Below are 18,916 nucleotides of genomic sequence, written 5' to 3' on the forward strand. Positions count from 1 at the left end.
TTTTTAGTCATGCCGGATACCACTTCCGGCGAAATATGCGTATTATCCACAGATGCAAAGAAGACTTCGACACTTTCAACATGGAACAGCGTTATGAGTGCAATCGCGCCTGGTATGATTATCTTCGCGTATCTTTGCGGCTCGATTTCTAGCGCCATTCTGGTGTGCCGCATTGCCGGTCTCCCCGATCCACGCGAGAGCGGCTCCGGTAATCCAGGTGCAACCAATGTGTTACGCATTGGCGGTAAAGGTGCAGCCGTAGCGGTACTAATTTTTGATGTGCTGAAAGGCATGCTGCCGGTCTGGGCGGCCTGGGCCCTGGGTGTGGCGCCCTTCTGGCTTGGCCTGATTGCTATTGCCGCCTGCATGGGCCATATCTGGCCGGTGTTCTTTAAGTTTCGCGGCGGTAAAGGTGTCGCCACGGCGTTTGGCGCTATTGCGCCCATCGGCTGGGATTTAACCGGCGTGATGGCTGGCACCTGGCTGCTGAGCGTACTTCTGAGCGGCTATTCTTCCCTCGGTGCCATTATCAGCGCGCTGATTGCCCCGTTTTATGTCTGGTGGTTCAAGCCGCAGTTTACCTTCCCGGTAGCAATGCTCTCCTGCCTGATCCTGATGCGTCATCACGACAATATTCAGCGCCTGTGGCGGGGCCAGGAAACGAAAATCTGGGCGCGATTTAAAAAGAAAAAGAAAAAAGACGAGTCTGAATAACGTTGTCTTGTTTTAGCCTCGCAGAAACAACAAAGGAGTGATTTATCACTCCTTTTTCTTAGGCAAATCCGCTAACCGCTAAGCCTTCCAGTAATTATTCGCCGCAGCAATCGTCTGGAAATGAATCGCTATCACCTGCGATGAGGCAATCAGCGCATCAGCATCATTCGCGTAGACCGGACGCAGCTTTTTCAACACTTCCGGGTCTGGCTGGACGGTTTTGACTCCCCGACGGCTAAGCGTCACCGCCAGTTCATACCCTGTCTGCGGATCGCTCGTTATCAGCGTTGTTAACCATTTATCGCTCATATTGTCCCACTCATTATCGTTATTGTATAAATTGCATTTACTATGCACCTTAAGTGCACGACATTTATCAACATAATCCTGGCAAAAATCAATAAAAAAGCCCGCTATCTCAGCGGGCTTTAGCTCTGGTTTAACATGTATTCTGCCGTTTACCGAGCGGGGAAAAACATCGCAGCTAGCTCCTGGCCCGGCTCATCTGCCCGCATAAAAGCTTCCCCCACGAGGAAGTTGTTCACGTTAGCTTCACGCAGGCGAACCACATGTTCGCGCGTGGCAATCCCGGACTCAGTAACAACCATGCGATCCGCCGGCAGCTGAGCCAGCAGGCTGATGGTCGTTTCGATCGTGGTCTCGAAGGTGCGCAAATTACGGTTGTTCACGCCGATAAGCGGCGTAGTCAAACGAAGCGAACGTTCCAGCTCATCGGCGTCATGCACCTCTACCAGCACCGCCATGCCCAGTTCATGAGCCTGCACTTCCAGCTCTTGCATCTGGCTGTCTTCAAGGGCAGAGACAATAAGCAGGATGCAGTCCGCCCCCATCGCCCGGGCTTCCATAACCTGCCACGGATCGATCATAAAATCTTTGCGTAAAACCGGCAGCTCACAGGCGGCACGCGCCTGCTGCAAATAAGCGGCGCTTCCCTGGAAAAACTGCACGTCAGTCAGCACTGACAGGCAGGCAGCACCGCCCTGCTGGTAAGAGGCTGCAATCTCTGCGGGATTGAAATTTTCGCGAATTAACCCTTTTGACGGACTGGCCTTTTTAACTTCGGCAATCACCCCCGCCAGGCCGGCATCACGCTTGTGGCGAAGCGCAGCAACAAAATCACGGTGGTTCTGAGCAGCGGCCTGTTCGGCAAGCTGGCTCAGGGAAATCATTTTTTTGGCAGCGATAATTTCTTCATGCTTAACGGCGATAATTTTGCTGAGAATATCGGACACAGGGTTCTCCAGGTTCAGTCGGGTATCACCTTAGAGTGCCGGATCCTGAGCTGAAAGTACCGGGCTAACGCCGCTTTCGTTTGTTGCATATTATTACACTCCAGAGATGCAGCGCGGGATGTGGGGAGCCTAAAGTGGAGAGGAAAAAAAACAGTTTCACCTGCAAAACACTTTTACTGAGGCCAACATCTTGAATACAACATCGCACTCAACGGCGCTGGAAGCATCGGCACAGTGGCTGCAAACACGGCCGGGCGAAGCTTGCCTGATTCGCGTCTCTGCGGAGCAGACCGGTGGTCTTTACTCGGTGGTGGAGATCGTTTCACAGCCGGGCGACGGAACGCCGCTTCACGTTCATACCAACGAAGATGAGTATGCCCTTGTCCTCGAGGGCACAGCCCGGATTGCCTACGGGGAAAAGGTTATTGATGCCAGCGCCGGCGAATCGCTGCTGTTAAAAAGAGGTATTCCACACGCATGGGCCAACAGAACCGATAAGCCCATGCGGCTGCTAATGACCTGTACACCCGGAGGCGTTGAGCAGGCGCTGCGGCTGATTGCTGCTCAGGATATGGACCAGTTGATGGCCATTGCCGAACAACTCGCAGTAACCGTGCTGGGCCCAACGCCTTTCTAACCCAAATAAAAAAGGAGTGGTTCCACTCCTTTTTTTCTCGTTTATCAGGCGGCGGGTAGCTCTGCCAGCGGCCAGCGCGGGCGAACGCTAACGCTCAGATCGCCAGAAGTGCCTGCATTCAGGCGAATCATCCCGGCATAGGCGATCATGGCGCCATTATCGGTGCAAAACTCCGGGCGCGCGTAAAACACTTCGCCGCGACGTTTAGTCATCATCTCGGCCAGCTTCGCGCGCAGAGTTCGGTTGGCGCTCACGCCGCCCGCCATTACCAGGCGTTTAAAACCGGTATGTTCGAGCGCACGTTTACATTTAATCGCCAGCGTATCCACCACCGCATCTTCAAAGGCGCGGGCGATATCCGCGCGAGTTTGTTCGTCAGCGTCGTTATCACGAATGGTGTTTGCCGCGAAGGTTTTCAGGCCAGAGAAGCTAAAATCCATACCCGGACGGTCTGTCATCGGACGTGGGAAGGTGAAGCGCCCCGGCGTACCCTGAGCCGCCATTTTGGAAAGCAGCGGCCCGCCCGGGTAGTCAAGCCCCAGCAGCTTAGCGGTTTTATCGAAGGCTTCGCCTGCCGCATCGTCGATAGACTCACCCAACAGTTCATATTGACCAATGCCGGTGACGCTGATCAACTGGGTATGGCCGCCGGAAACCAGCAGCGCGACAAACGGAAACTCGGGCGGATTGTCTTCCAGCATCGGGGCCAGCAGGTGGCCTTCCATGTGGTGGACCGGCACGGCAGGCACATCCCAGGCAAACGCCAGCGAGCGGCCAATGGTTGCGCCAACCAGCAGCGCGCCCACCAGACCCGGCCCTGCTGTGTACGCCACGCCGTCGATATCTTTGGCGGTTAATCCGGCTTCTTTCAGCGCGGCCTGGATAAGCGGCACGGTCTTGCGGACGTGATCGCGAGAGGCCAGCTCTGGCACCACGCCGCCGTAGTCAGCGTGAAGTTTCACCTGACTATACAATTGATTGGCTAATAACCCTTTCTCATCGTCATAAATGGCGATGCCGGTTTCATCACAGGATGTTTCGATTCCCAGTACACGCATGGCTTGTTTTACCTCTTTGGCCCGGCGCGAAGTTTAATCCCGGTGGCTTCCTTTGTATACCCTATAGCATTTGAGTTGCCGCCAGACGGCAAGGGCGTGAATCCCCAGGAGCTTACTTAGGTAAGTGACTGGGGTAAGCGAGTGCAGACGGTGCAGCTGCGGCTCAAAGGATGACGGGGAGTAAAACTTTGCTGCCCCTGGGTGCACCTTATGGTGTATAATCTGCGGCCCTGGAAGATACCGGCCCTAAAAGCCAGGTTTCTGGTCGTTCGGTGCTTTACAAAGCAGCAAGAGTTGCAGTAAAATTCCGCACCATTTTGAATTAAGCTGGCCTGTATGCCAGCGGCAAACCGAATTATTAAAGGTGAGAGTTACATGCCGGTAATTAAAGTACGTGAAAACGAGCCGTTCGACGTAGCACTGCGTCGCTTCAAGCGTTCCTGCGAGAAAGCAGGCGTTCTGGCGGAAGTCCGTCGTCGTGAGTTCTATGAAAAACCAACGACCGAACGTAAGCGCGCTAAAGCTTCTGCTGTGAAACGCCACGCGAAGAAACTGGCTCGCGAAAACGCACGCCGCACTCGTCTGTACTAATCTTCTGAGGATTCACTCCTCAACTTCAGACTGAGTAGTAGTTATAAGGCCGTGCTTCCGAAAGGAATGCGCGGCTTATTCTCGTTTATAAACTGACATATCCCTGAGCTTTTAGGCCACCGCCTGAGAGATGACGGATATAGCATGGGGCCTATGGCTGGACGAATCCCGCGTGTTTTTATCAATGACCTGATCGCTCGCACCGACATCGTCGACCTGATCGACGCTCGCGTGAAGCTGAAAAAGCAGGGCAAGAATTACCACGCATGTTGTCCATTCCATAACGAGAAAACCCCCTCTTTCACCGTGAACGGTGATAAACAGTTTTACCACTGCTTCGGCTGTGGCGCGCACGGCAATGCCCTCGACTTCCTGATGAACTACGACAAGCTCGAGTTTGTCGAAAGCGTTGAAGAGCTGGCGACCATGCACAACCTTGAAGTGCCGTACGAAGCCGGCAACGGCCCAAGCCAGATCGAACGACACCAGCGCCAAAGCCTGTATCAACTGATGGACGGCCTGAACGCCTTTTATCAGCAGTCCCTGAAGCAGCCCGCCGCAGAACCGGCGCGTCAGTATCTGGGCAAGCGCGGCCTGAGCGATGAAGTCATTAGCCATTTCGCCATCGGCTATGCGCCGCCCGGCTGGGATAATGCGCTTAAACGCTTTGGCGGCAACGGTGAAAACCGCCAGGCGCTGACCGACGCGGGCATGCTGGTCACTAACGACCAGGGCCGCAGCTATGACCGCTTCCGCGAGCGGGTCATGTTCCCGATTCGCGATAAACGCGGCCGGGTCATTGGGTTTGGTGGACGCGTGCTGGGCGATGCCCTGCCGAAATACCTGAACTCCCCGGAAACCGACATTTTTCACAAGGGCCGCCAGCTGTATGGCCTGTATGAAGCCCAGCAGAGCCAGCCGGAACCGGCGCGCCTTCTGGTAGTCGAAGGATATATGGATGTGGTGGCGCTGGCGCAGTACGGCATTTCGTACGCCGTTGCTTCTCTTGGCACCTCCACAACCGCCGACCATATTCAGCTGCTGTTCCGGGTTACGGATAACGTTGTTTGCTGTTATGACGGCGATCGCGCTGGACGAGACGCGGCATGGCGAGCGCTGGAAACTGCGCTACCTTATATGACGGACGGTCGCCAACTGCGGTTTATGTTCCTGCCCGACGGCGAAGACCCGGATACGCTGGTGCGCAAAGAGGGAAAGGACGCGTTTGAAGCGCGGATGGAGCAGGCTCAGCCGCTCTCCACGTTCCTGTTTAACAGCCTGCTGCCGCAGGTTGACTTAAGTACGCCAGACGGAAGAGCACGGCTGAGTACGCTGGCTCTGCCGCTGATTAGCCAGGTACCCGGCGAAACGCTGCGTATCTATCTGCGCCAGGAGCTGGGTAATAAACTCGGCATTCTGGACGACAGCCAGCTTGAAAAGCTGATGCCCAAACAGGTCGAAGGGGCAACACCTCGCCCGGCGCCTCAGCTAAAACGCACAACCATGCGTATACTGATAGGGTTATTGGTACAGAATCCGGAACTGGCTCCGCTGGTCCCGCCACTAAGCGGGCTGAATGCCGAAAAGCTGCCGGGCTTAACGCTGTTTAGCGGCTTGGTTGACGCCTGCCTGGCGCATCCAGGACTCACTACCGGGCAGCTGCTGGAACAATATCGTGGCACAAATGAGGCCGCGACCCTTGAAAAACTCTCGGCGTGGGACGATATAGCAGATAAGGACATTGCTGAAAAAACGTTCACCGACTCGCTGGATCATCTTTTTGAGTCGGCGCTGGAGCTGAGGTTTGAAGAATTAATGGCACGTTCCAGAACGACGGGGCTTACCCCGGCGGAGCGTGAAGAAGTTCGCGTGATCACGCAATCGCGCGCCAAAAAATAGATTCGCGGCTTAACTGCCGAACATTGATCGGGTCACCCCCGAACGCCGCACGGACGGGCTGCGGCATAAAAATAAATCAGCCCTCGTACGTTATTGTTGGCGGCAACGCCTACCGACACAACCCTAATACTGAAGTGTGGATACCGTCTTATGGAGCAAAACCCGCAGTCACAGCTCAAGCTTCTTGTCCAACGTGGTAAGGAGCAAGGCTATCTGACCTATGCCGAGGTCAATGACCATCTGCCGGAAGATATCGTCGACTCCGATCAGATCGAAGACATCATCCAAATGATCAACGACATGGGTATTCAGGTGATGGAAGAAGCCCCTGATGCCGATGATCTTTTGCTTGCTGAAAACTCTAACAGCACCGATGAAGACGCGGAAGAAGCGGCTGCCCAGGTGCTGTCCAGCGTGGAGTCCGAAATTGGACGTACCACCGACCCCGTGCGTATGTACATGCGCGAAATGGGGACCGTTGAACTGTTAACCCGTGAGGGTGAGATCGATATCGCGAAGCGTATCGAAGACGGTATCAACCAGGTACAGTGCTCGGTTGCCGAGTACCCGGAAGCGATCACCTATCTGCTGGAGCAGTACGATCGCGTCGAAGCTGAAGAAGCGCGCCTGTCCGACCTTATCACCGGCTTTGTTGATCCGAACGCGGAAGAAGATCTTGCGCCAACCGCAACCCACGTCGGTTCAGAACTCTCTCAGGAAGAGATGGACGACGACGAGGATGAAGACGAAGAGTCTGATGACGACAGCTCCGACGATGACAACAGCATCGACCCGGAACTGGCGCGCGAAAAATTTGGTGAGCTGCGCAAGCAGTACGAACTGACTCGCGACACCATCAAAGCGAAGGGCCGCAGCCACGCTGACGCCGCCGCGGAGATCCTGCAGCTGTCTGAAGTGTTCAAACAGTTCCGCCTGGTGCCGAAACAGTTCGACTACCTGGTCAACAGCATGCGCGTCATGATGGATCGCGTTCGTACCCAAGAACGTATCATCATGAAACTGTGCGTTGAGCAGTGCAAAATGCCGAAGAAAAACTTCATCACGCTGTTTACCGGCAACGAAACCAGCGAAACCTGGTTCAACGCGGCCATCGCGATGAATAAGCCGTGGTCTGAGAAGCTGCACGACGTGTCCGATGACGTTCACCGCAGCCTGCAGAAACTGCAGCAGATCGAAGAAGAAACCGGCCTGACTATCGAGCAGGTAAAAGACATCAACCGCCGCATGTCCATTGGTGAAGCGAAAGCGCGCCGCGCGAAGAAAGAGATGGTTGAAGCCAACCTGCGTCTGGTTATTTCTATCGCCAAGAAATACACCAACCGTGGTCTGCAGTTCCTCGATCTGATTCAGGAAGGCAACATCGGCCTGATGAAAGCCGTTGATAAGTTTGAATATCGCCGTGGCTATAAGTTCTCGACTTATGCAACCTGGTGGATCCGTCAGGCTATCACTCGCTCCATCGCCGACCAGGCGCGTACCATCCGTATTCCGGTGCATATGATTGAGACCATCAACAAGCTCAACCGTATTTCGCGCCAGATGCTGCAGGAGATGGGCCGTGAGCCAACGCCGGAAGAGTTAGCCGAGCGTATGCTGATGCCGGAAGACAAAATCCGTAAAGTGCTGAAAATTGCCAAAGAGCCTATCTCCATGGAAACGCCAATCGGCGACGATGAAGATTCGCATCTGGGTGATTTCATCGAGGACACGACCCTCGAGCTGCCGCTGGATTCTGCCACTTCCGAAAGCCTGCGTTCCGCAACGCACGACGTTCTGGCTGGCCTGACCGCGCGTGAAGCGAAAGTCCTGCGTATGCGCTTCGGTATCGACATGAATACCGACCACACGCTGGAAGAAGTGGGTAAACAGTTCGATGTTACCCGCGAACGTATCCGCCAGATCGAAGCGAAGGCGCTGCGCAAACTGCGCCACCCAAGCCGCTCTGAAGTGCTGCGTAGCTTCCTGGACGATTAATCAGTTCTCAAAATTGAAAAGCTCCCGCCTGGGAGCTTTTTTTTGCCTTGAATTTCTGTCTGCTGCCGTTTTTCAGGCGCCTCTTTTAATTCCCCTTCTCCCTCCGTACACAGCTTTTAATTCCCCCTCTCCCTCTGGGAGAGGGCCGGGGTGAGGGCTCCAGCAACACCAGACCCTACCCGCCCGCGCGCCGCCAGCGACTCATTCAGCTCTTTATAGGCTTCCGTCAGCTTATCCACCGTGATGCGGCTCAAGCCACTCGGATTGGGCAAAATCCACACCTCGGTATCACCGAGGGTAATCTCCTGCCTGCCCCATTTCGCGCCACGCTGGCTGAAAGCCTGCTCAAACGCCTGCTTGCCCAGAATCGCCAGCACGCCCGGCTGGTACTCCTGCATCTTTGCGATAAGCTCGCGCCCGCCGGCACGCAGCTCCTGCAGCGCCACTTCGTTGGCCTGCACGGTTGGCCGCTCCACCAGTTTCGTCACGCCGCAGCCGTAGGAAAGCAACAGCTGCGCCTCCTCAGGCTTGAGCTGCCGGTCGGTAAAGCCCGCCAGGTGAAGCACTTTCCAGAAGCGATTGGCAGGGTGCGCAAAAGGCAGCCCAAGATGAGCGGATGATTTTCCCGGATTAATGCCGCAGAACACGACCCGAAGGTCCGGCTGAAGGATATCGCTAACCATTGTATTTCTCAGCTGAATGAATCGAATGGGCAGTATAAGGGATTGATTAGCCATTGTTTATAAAATAAGCACATACCATTTAAGCGCTGGATCGTCATCGACAGTTACATTATAATTCAGCGCCACGGCCCCTTAGCTCAGTGGTTAGAGCAGGCGACTCATAATCGCTTGGTCGCTGGTTCAAGTCCAGCAGGGGCCACCAAACAAAAAAGGCTGACGAGAAATCGTCAGCCTTTTTGCTTCTTAGAGCGACGAAGTATTCAGCTCACACCAGCGCCCGGAGCTCTTCCTTCATATAGGCAGAAAAATATTCAGGGTTTTTAATCACCAGGCGGTTACCGGACTCCACCTTGTGCGCCCAACCGGCGACTTTTTTCGTGAAGTCGGCGTTCCATCCCTCTTGGGCGCCTCGGGCCGTGACGTCTTCAGCGCTAACCGGAACGCCCAGCTGTTTGAGATATCTCAACATTCCCTTCGCGGTGCTCTCATCCATAGGGTGCGGCACGGAGGCCGAGGTATTCATACCACCAATGAAGTCTAATGCTTTATCAATCGCTGTTGGCATAATTTATCCTTTAAATTAACCACTTAATCAATAAGTCTGTGACAAGCGAGATCAAATGTACCATTAATCAAACTTCATTTTTTCCGGGTCAGTCACGTTTAAGGCCTCTGCTCACCTCACCCATATTCGGATTTGGCTACTCTGCGCCCGGCAGGCAGCCACTGAGGATTAGAACTGCTCCCAGTTATCTGAGCCGCCACCGTTCGTGGCAAGCTCAGGTTTGCGGGCGGCAGAAGCAGGTGCCGGCTTAGCCTGGCGGGCGGTAGCCGCGGTAATTACCTGCCCGGTATTGAAGATACTCATCAACTGTACCAGGCGAGTGGCCTGATCGCTGAGGCTTTCAGCGGCGCTGGCAGACTCTTCCACCAGCGCAGCATTCTGCTGCGTGACCTGATCCAACTGAGTGATAGCCACGTTTATCTGTGCGATGCCCTGGCCCTGCTCTTCCGTCGTCACGCCAATTTCAGAGATCAGCCCGGCCACGCGGTGGGACTGCTGGACAAGGTCATCGATCGTCGTTCCCGCCGAACTCACCATATCCGATCCTTTTGTGACCGTACGCATGCTGTCCTCAATCAGAGCTTTGATCTCACTGGCCGCCGAAGCGGAGCGCTGCGCCAGCGAGCGGACCTCTCCGGCAACGACCGCAAATCCGCGTCCGGATTCCCCTGCCCGAGCGGCCTCGACGGCGGCATTCAGCGCCAGAATGTTTGTCTGGAAGGCAATGCCGTCGATAACGCTAATAATGTCGCCAATTTTCTGCGAGCTTTCGCTAATTTCGCGCATCGTCAGCACCAGATTATTGACGGCATTCCCGCTTTCCGTGGCCGTTTCGCTGGCAGAGTTGGCCAGGCGAGTCGCGGTGCGCACCGTCTCGGCATTCTGCTGAATGGTCTGGCTCATTTGTTCCATAGAAGCGGCCGTTTCCTGCAGGCTGGCCGCTTGCTCTTCGGTACGTTGGCTGAGATCGGTGCTGCCAGCCGCAATTTCACTGGCCCCCACGGAGATCGAATGGCTACTGTCCCGGACGTCACGTACTACCCCGAGCAGGCGGCTACGCATCTCATCCATAGCCGCGAGCAGACTTCTGGTGTCCCCTTGCTTCAGCTCAACGGCGGTATTGAGCTGGCCCTCAGAAACTTGTTTAGCAACGGAGACAGCATAAACGGGCTCACCGCCAAGCTGGCCTTTCACCGCTCGTCCAATGCCCCAGGCAATCAAAGAGCCGATCACGGCGCTGATAATCGTAATAACCAACAACAGGTTACCGGCAAAATGAGCGTCCTCCACATAGCCACGAGCCATGCCCACTGTGCTACCGGAATGATCGTTAATCATCTCGCTGAGCGCATCGAGCACTCTGGCCTGCGGAGCCACAACTTCACTGATGACTAGCGCACGGGCGGCATCATACTGCCCGGCCGCACTGACGCTCATCACCTTGCGGAGCGCCTGGGAATAAGCCGGGCGGACAGCGTTCAGGTTGTCGAACAGCTCGCGGGAACGCTTGAGCTTCAGCGCCTTATCCAGCTGCTTCAAGAGGACATTGTTGTCCTGGATACGCTTTTCGAGTGCCTGGTTGGTTTTTGTAATGTAGGCCCGACTCTCGGCTTCAGTATGCGGCAGCGTGGTAAACAACGCCATATCACGAATTTCGTGGGCGTTATCGGTAATATTATCCTTGATTTTTACGATCAGCAGCAAATTCACCAGTCGGACATTGGCTGCATAATTAAGGTTATTTCCAACAGACACTAACTGCATTCTGGCAAATAATGCGACAAAGAACCCAATGGCGATAACCAGCGCAAAGCCAGCCCCCAGCATGGTACTAAGGCGCATATTCTTCAGTTTGTTCATAAATCCCTCTGAGCTTTAATGGTTATATCGCAGGCAATAAGAGAAGGCAATTGACAGAAATCACATCAACGGTTGCGGCGGTGTTTTTTGAATTATCGTTTTTTATCGGCAGCCTGAAAGACTTCTTTAGCCATTGTTTGCAACGATCTGACCACATAAAAAATGACAATAAAATGACAAGCAATAAATGAATTTATATTTTACAGAAGAATTAAAACTACTATTTTTAGGCGTAGCAGCCCCGTCCATTCTATGGTTAACGGGGCTGAAATTAACGCTTTATCTGTACCGGAATTATTTATCTGCGATGAAGCGATCGTCGTCACCCACCGGGATATAAACCCGTACCCACTCCTTGCCGTCCACGATATCCCAGCTGTGCCCTTCGCCGGCGGTATCGGCCGCAAGCAGCACGGTTCCTGGCTCGATGATGAATGTGGAGCCGTCACTAACCTTGAACTTCAGCTTGCCTTTCAGGGTAACTACGTACTGTTTTTTCGGTGCCGGATGCACACCTTTCTGCCACTCTTCAAAGGTATTACTGAAATAGAGGTTTTCAGAAGAAAGTTTCGCCAGAGAGGGAATAGAACCTTTTACAAACACAGAGTGATTATCAGCCGTGTTAATCAATTTTACCGCTGGAATACGGTGCTCACTGGTATCTGCCCTTGTGGCTTCGGCATGTCCAAACATTGAAATAAGCAAACCTGCAGTGGCCAACATAAGCCGTGTTCTTCTTTTCATAATTGCGTCCAGAGTTAATTTCAGCCATCACTTTTTCGGCGAATAAATCGTCGCGGTAAAAAACAAAATTCCAGGTTAGTACATCAGAGGCTGTCAATTTCGTCAATATCGCGCTCAGCAAGTTTATTTAGTTAATAAATTAAATATACATAAAGAAAATAATCACGCGTAAACACCGCAGTGAGCCGTAATTATTTATTTCATTCGAATATAAACTAAATTTGTCTTTATGCTAAAAAGAACAATTAAGCAATAAATAAGCTAAATACAGCCAGTGATAGCCACAATTTGACTTACGGCCAGGGGAAAATAACCTCCATCGTCTTCATGCAGCAAAAAACCGTTCTCAAAAAGGCAACACAATGCGCCATTTTTGCTGCTTTAACGATGCCGCAGGGTATGGCAGTTTGAAGGAAAAGGAGACGCCCTATGCAACTGCCCTCTTCCCCCTGGTGGTGGGATCTTTCCAGCCGCGAATTCAGCGAGCTGGAGATGCACAATATTGTCGCGGTGCTGCCCATTGGCGCCGTGGAGCAGCATGGCCCCCACCTACCGGTGCGGGTCGATGCCGCTATAAATGCCGGTATTATCCAGCGAGCGGTAGAACATCGCCCCGCTGACCTGCCCGTGCTGTTTATGCCCGCGCTGCCCATCGGCAAGTCTGACGAACACCTGGCCTATCCCGGGACGCTCACGCTGTCTTATGAAGTACTGGGCCTGGTGTGGTTTGAAGTGGCCAAAAGCGCATGGCGCGCGGGCGTCCGCAAGCTCATTTTCTGGAATTCCCACGGCGGGCAGCCACAGCTGATGGAAATCGTCTGTCGCAGGCTACGCGTGGAGCTGGGAATGCTGGCCGTGGGCGCCAGCTGGTTTCGCACCATTGATACTTCCGATCTTTATAGCGAAGCTGAGCGCCAGCACGGCATTCACGGCGGGGAATCCGAAACCAGCGTGATGCTGCATCTTCACCCCGATTTAGTACACATGAATCATGCCGCTAACTTTGTCTCGGCTTCGGTAGCGATGGCAGCCACAGGCGGCATCCTCACGCCGGAAGGCGGCGTCAGCTTCGGCTGGATGGCTCAGGATCTTCACCCTTCTGGCACCACGGGGAACGCCGCCGCCGCCGATGCCGAAAGAGGTGGCATTGAAGTAGACCGCGCCGCCCGCGCTCTACTGCAGCTAATCGACGAGGTCAGTCGGGCCGATCTCAGCCTGCTGACCTCACACACCGCTTTTAGCCGCTGAATATTCCGCCCGACTTCCCGCCGGGCGCTACTCCATCTGCAGCATCATGCCTTTTAGCGTCTCGGCCAGCACGCTGCCGATGGCGCTGGTGCCCCGGTCGTGACCAATGAGCATCAGCGTTTGCGTTTGCTGCCCCAGCTCACGCACCGGGATATACAGCAGCCGCCCGCTTCGTAAATCGGTTTCGATATCAAACGGCGTCAGGAACGTCAGCGCCTGATCCATCATCGCCGACTGCCGCATCACCTCAATAGAATTGGTTTCAATCACCGGCTGCAGCGCCACCATCGCCCGGGCAAAAACGTCGTTCAGATAAGGGCGGATCACCGTTGAGTCATCGGCGATGACCATCGGATGAGGCATACAGTCACTTAACCGCAGGCTGCTTCTGTCGGCCAGCGGATGCCCCGGCGCAACAACGGCCCCGAGCCGTCCCGTCACGCTGGCAATACTTCGCAGCGCCGAACGCATTTCAAAATCAAAGCCAATTCCCAAATCTGCGTCGCCCGAGGCTACTGCGCCGGTGATATCCTCCCCGCGAGTCATCTGCTGCAGATGGAGTTTTACCCGTGGATTAGCGCGACGGAAATCAGCTGCCGCTCTCGGGATCAGGTTAGCTGCAAGCCCGCTCATCATCGCCACCGTCACTTCCCCACGCCGCAGCCCCTTTAGCTCCTCAATTTTTATCTGCGCCCATTCCAGTTCTTTAAAGCTCTGGCGCACGTGGTGAATCAGCGTTTCGCCCGCGGCAGTGAGGATCATTTTCCGCGGCAGACGCTGGAACAAAGGCGTCCCCAGCTCTTCCTCCAGCGCCAGCAGCTGACGGTTGATCGCCGAAGCGGAAATATGCAGACGCTCTGCGGCCTTACGAATCGAGCCGCTGCGCGCCACCTCATCAAGATAAACCAGTAAACGATATTTCAGCATCAGGATTCCTGCGTTGCCTAAAAGGCATCAGTGAGTACGAAAATACGTGCTTTTAAGATATCGCTAAGCGCGGCATAACTGAAGCCATCGGCACTTCTCCATCAACCCTTTTGGGAGAGAAAAAATGGCAGGCATCACCCGCAGAAACTTCGCAAAAATGCTGGCAGGCGCAGTGGTACTACCGGCCCTTGCCCCCATCATGTCACGCTCTGCCCTGGCGGCGGAGAAAGAGTTCAAGGTAGCGCTGCTGCTACCGGGCACCATTTCCGATGGAGGCTGGAATTCTCTGGCCTATCAGGGTCTGCAAAGCCTGAAAAAATCCGGCATTAAAGTGGCCTGGAGCGAAAGCGTACCGCAGGCACAAATGGAACAATCTATTCGCGGCTACGCGGATGATGGCTACAACCTGATAATTGGCCACAGTTTCGAGTATGGCGCGGCGTTCACAGAAATTGCGCCGGACTACCCTGATACCGACTTTTTTGCCTCCACTTTTAAACCCGCAGAGGCGGCACCGAAGAACGTCGAGTACATCAATCTGGCCTACATTCAGGCCGCCTATGCGGCCGGCGCCCTGGCGGCACTGATTTCTGACAAAGGCAAAGCCGTTGGCTTTGTGGGCGGCGGCGATAACCCAACCCAGCAGGGCATGATGCGTGCCTTCATTCTCGGGGCGGAAAAAACACGTCCTGGCATCAAGGGGCTTGGCGTCGTCACCGGCGACTACGGCAACGCGGCAAAAGGGCGTGAGGCTGCCACGGCAATGATCACCAACGGCGCAGACGTTATCTGGCATGCTGCAGACGTCACCGGCCTCGGCGCGCTTCAGGGTGCGATTGCCGCGAACGTCAAAGCCATTGGCTGCTACACCGATCAAAAAGCGGTCTCCCCGGCCCACATCGCCTGCAGCTTCAAGCAAAACGTGGACTGGGTTGTAGAGCAGGTCGGCAGCGCAGCGGCAGGCCACGCCTTTAAGGGCGGCGAAGAGTGGGCCCCCAGCGTCGCCAAAGCCTGGTCGGTTATTTACGGCGACGCCTCCCACAACGCAAGCTTAGTGAGCGACAGCGCCTGGCAAGCCTTCCAGAAAATCTGGCAGCAGCTTGATACCGGCGCGTTATCCGCCACCGCCTGACCCGGAGCCAACAGATGAACATAGCTGCGCCAGAGGTGCGGGTCGCGTTAAATCGCATCACCAAAAGATTTGCCCGCGTCACCGCCAACGACAGCGTCTCGATGACCATCGAAGCCGGTGAGATCCACGCTCTGCTGGGCGAAAACGGCGCAGGAAAAAGCACCCTGATGCAAATTCTCTACGGCCTTTATCAGGCCGATGAGGGCGAAATTATCGTCGCGGGCCAAAGCGTAGCATTTCGCAATCCGAGCGACGCCATTGCCTGCGGCATCGGCATGGTTCACCAGGAATTTATGCTGGTGCAGCCGATGACGGTCGTCGAAAACGTGGTACTCGGCCTGAAAGAAAACGCCAGCGGCGTGCTCAATCTGAAGGCCGCCGCTGCCAGGCTGCAGACGCTGTCGGATAAGCACGGCCTGGCCGTCGATCCCTGGGCGCAGGTGCAGCACCTTTCCGTTGGCGTTCAGCAGCGGGTTGAGATCCTCAAACTGCTCTACCGCAACGCGCAGGTTCTGATCCTCGATGAACCCACGGCGGTGCTTACGCCCAAAGAAAAAGAAGGGTTGTTTGCGACGTTGAAATCGCTCTGCGCCGAAGGGCGATCGGTGGTCATTGTTACCCACAAACTCTATGAAATCATGGCGATTGCTCATCGTGTCTCCGTGATGCGCGCGGGGAAAATGGTTGATACCGTGGCAGTATCCGACACTTCCGAAACCGACCTGGCCCGGCGCATGGTTGGCCGTGATGTTGTGCTGCGCGTCGAGAAAACACCCTGCAAGCCAGGCCACAACGTACTGCATGTGGACAGCATCGCCCTGCGCGACGAAACCGGGCAGCAAAAAATCTGGCGCGCGTCGCTTAAAGTCGCGGCGGGAGAAATTTTGGGCATTGCCGGCGTGGAAGGTAACGGTCAGTCAGAGCTGGCCAGCGCGCTGCTCAACCTGATGCCGATAGAGGCCGGGCGCATTCTGTTGGCAGGAGAAGACATTTCCGACGCCACGCCCGCCCAGCGCCGCCAAAAAGGCATCGGGTTTATTCCCGCCGATCGCCGGGAAGTCGGTTCATTCGTCACCCTCTCGCTGGAAGAAAACGCGATGCTCGGCTCGCAGCGCAGCTTTACCAAAGCCAAAGGCTGGCTGCTGGATCGCCTGAAGATCGCTCGCCACGCCAAAGAGATCATGGCCCGCTTTGACGTTCGCGCGCCAGATGCTCAGTTCGAAGCAGGCAAGCTGTCAGGCGGTAACCTGCAAAAGCTGATTCTCGGCCGGGAAGTCGCCATGAACCCAAAACTGCTGATCGTTGAGCAACCTACCCGCGGGCTGGACGTCGGCGCAGTTGAAGCCGTTTGGGCAGGTTTATTGGCGGCAAGGGACAGCGGCTGCGCGATTGTGCTGATCTCTGCCGAACTCGAAGAAATTCTCAACCTCTCGGACCGCATTGCCGTGATGTACAACGGCCAGATCGCGGGCGAGCTGGAGACGGCACACGCCACGCCGGCTCTCCTTTCTGAACTGATGGCCGGTGGCAGCCCGACTCACGCGGATCCGCAGCATGACAAAGTGGCTTGAAAAAAGACTTTCCCCGATGCAGTCCTCCCCGGCGCTGGCATTGACCAGCTTCGGCGGCATTCTCGCCGCGTTTGTCGTCGGTGGACTGCTGTTTTTACCCTTCGGCGCGAATCCCCTCAACGCTTATGGCGTCCTGTTCAGCGAGGCCTTTGGCTCCGCGCGCGGGCTGGGCCTGAGCCTGGTCCAGGCCACGCCGCTGATGCTAATCGCGCTGGCAACGCTGGTCATCTGGCGGGCGGGGCTGGGCTACATCGGCTTTGAAGGCTGCTTTTTGGTCGGCGCCGCGGCGGCAAGCTGGGTCGCGCTTTCCGGCACGCCACAGGGCCTGCCCTGGAAACTACCGGTTGAGCTGTACTGGCCGGTTGTGCTGCTGGTGACGTTTATCGCTGGGGCGCTCTGGGCTGGCTGGGTGGGCGCCCTGCGCGTTCGCTTTGGCGGCAACGATGTCCTGATTTCGCTGATGGCGAATTATGTCGCCGTCTTTTTGGTGCAATACCTGGTGTCCGGCCCAATGCGTGCCCCGGGCGACCTGCCGCAAACGCCCCGCCTGCCGCAGGACACCTGGCTACCGTTTGTTTTCAGCGGGATGAAAACCCACTGGGGCATCGCCATCGCCGTTATCGCCACGCTGTTTACCTGCTGGCTGATGCGCAGCACGCCCGCGGGCTACGAAATCAGCCTGGCCGGGCTGAATCCAAAAGCGGCTCGCTACGGCGGCGTGGACGTTGCCCGTCGCCAAATGAGTGCTGTTTACCTGGGAGGTGGTTTTGCGGCACTCGCCGGGCTGTGCGCGGTACTTGGCGTACAGCACCGCCTGATGGACGGCATTTCCGGCGGCGTCGGCTTTATCGGTGTCGTGGTCGCTCTGCTGGCGAGGCTGAACCCGCTGCTGGTGATCCCCACCGCCATTTTATACGGCGGGTTACAGGTGGGCGGCGGCGCTATGCAGCGGGAAACCGGTTTGCCCACTTCGGTGGTGCTAATCCTGCAAAGCCTGGTGGTGCTGATGATCCTGGCGGGCGATGTCCTGCGCTATTACCGCCTTCGCCTGCCAGCTCGCGCCCTAACGCAGGATGCTTTAGTGGAGAAAAAATCATGAGCGCCATGACGCACCTCGATACCGCCTTTTTCATCGGCTGGCTGGCCGCGGCTATTCGCCTTGCAGGCCCGGTCTTACTGGCGGCTCTCGGCGAGATCTACGCCGAACGCGCAGGCGTCCTCAACATCGGGCTGGAAGGTACGATTTTGCTGGGTGCGCTCAGCAGCTATCTGGCGGCCGCGTATACCGGCTCAACGCTGCTCGGCTTTTTTGCGGGCGGCATAGGCGGCCTGCTGGTCGGCATCTTGCTGGCCGCCCTGTATTTACGCGCCCACGCCAGCCAGATTGTGGTGGGGATTGTCTTTAATATCCTGGCGGCGGGTCTGGCATCGTGGCTTTATTCCCTGACCATCGGGACCAGCGGGACGGCAGCGATCCCGATGTTTGCCGCCTGGCCCATGCCGCTGCTGTCATCCCTGCCGTTTATCGGTCCGGTACTTTTTACTCAGCCCTGGCCGCTCTACCTCACCCTTGTTCTGGCACTTATCGCTCATTTTGGCCTGTTCCATACGCGCTTTGGCCTGGCGCTGCGCGCCGTGGGCGAAAACCCCAAAGCGGCCCATGCCGCCGGGCTTAACGTACTGAAATTACGCACCTGGGGCGTGCTTTTCTCCTGCCTCGGGGCCGGGCTGGCCGGTAGCTACCTGGTTACTGCGCAAATCGGCCTGTTCCGCGACAACGTGGTCAGCGGCCAGGGCTTTATCGCCTTAGCTATCGTGATTTTTGGCCGCTGGAGTCCGCTGAAAGCCCTGCTGGCCGCCTTTATTTTTGGCGCTGCCGATGCGCTGCAGCTCTCTTTGCAGATCTTTGAAAACTCGCTGCCGCCGCAGGTTCTGCTGGCGCTCCCGTACCTGCTTACTATTTTGGCGATGTCCGGCGTGGTGGGGCGAACCATCCAGCCTCGCGCCCTGACGCAGCCTTACCGCAAGGAGTCATAACC

General features: G+C 55.9%; 16 protein-coding genes, 1 tRNA gene and 2 pseudogenes. 11 read left to right on the forward strand and 8 right to left on the reverse strand.

The window, feature by feature from the left end:
• The first annotated feature begins 93 nt into the window (after positions 1 to 93).
• A complete protein-coding gene (gene plsY, locus F3J29_RS14210) occupies positions 94 to 714 on the forward strand; it encodes a glycerol-3-phosphate 1-O-acyltransferase PlsY (RefSeq protein ID WP_166867012.1) in 621 nt (206 codons plus the stop codon).
• A gap of 78 nt (positions 715 to 792) precedes the next feature.
• Here the strand turns inward: plsY and F3J29_RS14215 are convergent, their stop codons facing one another.
• Together F3J29_RS14215 and trpC are read right to left on the reverse strand one after the other, a co-directional pair.
• Positions 793 to 1,023, reverse strand: a complete 231-nt coding sequence (locus tag F3J29_RS14215) for a hexameric tyrosine-coordinated heme protein (RefSeq protein WP_166867014.1) — start codon at positions 1,021 to 1,023, stop codon at positions 793 to 795.
• Positions 1,024 to 1,172: 149 nt separating this feature from the next.
• On the reverse strand, positions 1,173 to 1,967 hold the full coding sequence (gene trpC / locus F3J29_RS14220) for an indole-3-glycerol phosphate synthase TrpC (protein WP_166867015.1): 795 nt from the start codon (positions 1,965 to 1,967) through the stop codon (positions 1,173 to 1,175).
• 190 nt (positions 1,968 to 2,157) lie between these two features.
• Between trpC and F3J29_RS14225 the strand changes: the two genes are divergently transcribed.
• Positions 2,158 to 2,604, forward strand: coding sequence for a cupin domain-containing protein (locus F3J29_RS14225; protein ID WP_166867017.1), 447 nt, complete (start codon positions 2,158 to 2,160; stop codon positions 2,602 to 2,604).
• A gap of 44 nt (positions 2,605 to 2,648) precedes the next feature.
• Here F3J29_RS14225 and tsaD read toward each other — a convergent pair whose 3' ends face one another.
• Complete coding sequence (gene tsaD / locus F3J29_RS14230; protein ID WP_166867019.1) at positions 2,649 to 3,662, reverse strand: tRNA (adenosine(37)-N6)-threonylcarbamoyltransferase complex transferase subunit TsaD; 1,014 nt, start codon at positions 3,660 to 3,662, stop codon at positions 2,649 to 2,651.
• 375 nt (positions 3,663 to 4,037) lie between these two features.
• On the opposite strand from tsaD, the gene rpsU reads away from it, so the two are divergent.
• From rpsU to rpoD, 3 genes are all read left to right on the forward strand, one after another.
• Positions 4,038 to 4,253 (forward strand): 30S ribosomal protein S21, encoded by a 216-nt coding sequence (gene rpsU, locus F3J29_RS14235; protein ID WP_001144069.1) that lies wholly within the window; start codon positions 4,038 to 4,040, stop codon positions 4,251 to 4,253.
• Between the two features lie 153 nt (positions 4,254 to 4,406).
• On the forward strand, positions 4,407 to 6,152 hold the full coding sequence (gene dnaG, locus F3J29_RS14240) for a DNA primase (RefSeq protein ID WP_166867021.1): 1,746 nt from the start codon (positions 4,407 to 4,409) through the stop codon (positions 6,150 to 6,152).
• Between the two features lie 150 nt (positions 6,153 to 6,302).
• Entirely contained in the window at positions 6,303 to 8,147 is a 1,845-nt protein-coding gene (rpoD, locus tag F3J29_RS14245; RefSeq protein ID WP_166867023.1) for an RNA polymerase sigma factor RpoD, read from the forward strand.
• A 182-nt stretch (positions 8,148 to 8,329) separates the two neighbouring features.
• On the opposite strand, the pseudogene mug reads toward rpoD, so the two are convergent.
• Positions 8,330 to 8,830: pseudogene (gene mug / locus F3J29_RS14250) on the reverse strand (G/U mismatch-specific DNA glycosylase); the annotation flags it as partial.
• 126 nt (positions 8,831 to 8,956) lie between these two features.
• Here mug and F3J29_RS14255 point away from each other — a divergent pair.
• Positions 8,957 to 9,032 (forward strand) — tRNA-Ile (locus tag F3J29_RS14255).
• 63 nt (positions 9,033 to 9,095) lie between these two features.
• Here F3J29_RS14255 and F3J29_RS14260 read toward each other — a convergent pair.
• From F3J29_RS14260 to F3J29_RS14270, 3 genes and pseudogenes are all read right to left on the reverse strand, one after another.
• Positions 9,096 to 9,418: pseudogene (locus tag F3J29_RS14260) on the reverse strand (DUF1889 family protein).
• Positions 9,419 to 9,563: 145 nt separating this feature from the next.
• Positions 9,564 to 11,255: a methyl-accepting chemotaxis protein gene (locus F3J29_RS14265; RefSeq protein ID WP_166867027.1), complete on the reverse strand. Its 1,692-nt coding sequence runs from the start codon at positions 11,253 to 11,255 to the stop codon at positions 9,564 to 9,566.
• Between the two features lie 294 nt (positions 11,256 to 11,549).
• Positions 11,550 to 11,999, reverse strand: a complete 450-nt coding sequence (locus tag F3J29_RS14270) for a cupin domain-containing protein (RefSeq protein ID WP_166867029.1) — start codon at positions 11,997 to 11,999, stop codon at positions 11,550 to 11,552.
• Between the two features lie 429 nt (positions 12,000 to 12,428).
• Here F3J29_RS14270 and F3J29_RS14275 point away from each other — a divergent pair, with 429 nt between their 5' ends.
• Entirely contained in the window at positions 12,429 to 13,247 is an 819-nt protein-coding gene (locus tag F3J29_RS14275) for a creatininase family protein (RefSeq protein WP_166867031.1), read from the forward strand.
• 27 nt (positions 13,248 to 13,274) lie between these two features.
• On the opposite strand, the gene F3J29_RS14280 is transcribed toward F3J29_RS14275, so the two are convergent.
• The gene (locus tag F3J29_RS14280) at positions 13,275 to 14,174 is read right to left on the reverse strand and encodes a LysR family transcriptional regulator (protein WP_166867033.1); all 900 of its coding nucleotides are present in this window, start codon (positions 14,172 to 14,174) and stop codon (positions 13,275 to 13,277) included.
• 124 nt (positions 14,175 to 14,298) lie between these two features.
• Here F3J29_RS14280 and F3J29_RS14285 point away from each other — a divergent pair, with 124 nt between their 5' ends.
• Genes F3J29_RS14285 through F3J29_RS14300 form a run of 4 tightly spaced genes read left to right on the forward strand, consistent with a single transcriptional unit; the run spans position 14,299 to position 18,914 of the window.
• Positions 14,299 to 15,306, forward strand: a complete 1,008-nt coding sequence (locus tag F3J29_RS14285; protein ID WP_286175390.1) for a BMP family protein — start codon at positions 14,299 to 14,301, stop codon at positions 15,304 to 15,306.
• A gap of 14 nt (positions 15,307 to 15,320) precedes the next feature.
• Positions 15,321 to 16,877 carry an ABC transporter ATP-binding protein gene (locus F3J29_RS14290; RefSeq protein ID WP_166867035.1) on the forward strand — a complete coding sequence of 519 codons (1,557 nt, stop codon included), beginning with the start codon at positions 15,321 to 15,323 and terminating at the stop codon, positions 16,875 to 16,877.
• Positions 16,861 to 17,976 carry an ABC transporter permease gene (locus tag F3J29_RS14295; protein WP_166867037.1) on the forward strand — a complete coding sequence of 372 codons (1,116 nt, stop codon included), beginning with the start codon at positions 16,861 to 16,863 and terminating at the stop codon, positions 17,974 to 17,976. Before F3J29_RS14290 ends, F3J29_RS14295 begins: the two co-directional genes overlap by 17 nt.
• Positions 17,973 to 18,914 carry an ABC transporter permease gene (locus F3J29_RS14300; protein WP_166867039.1) on the forward strand — a complete coding sequence of 314 codons (942 nt, stop codon included), beginning with the start codon at positions 17,973 to 17,975 and terminating at the stop codon, positions 18,912 to 18,914. Before F3J29_RS14295 ends, F3J29_RS14300 begins: the two co-directional genes overlap by 4 nt.
• Positions 18,915 to 18,916: the final 2 nt, after the last annotated feature.

The organism is Enterobacter sp. Cy-643, assembly GCF_011752815.1.
In the GTDB taxonomy this organism is placed as follows: domain Bacteria; phylum Pseudomonadota; class Gammaproteobacteria; order Enterobacterales; family Enterobacteriaceae; genus Cedecea.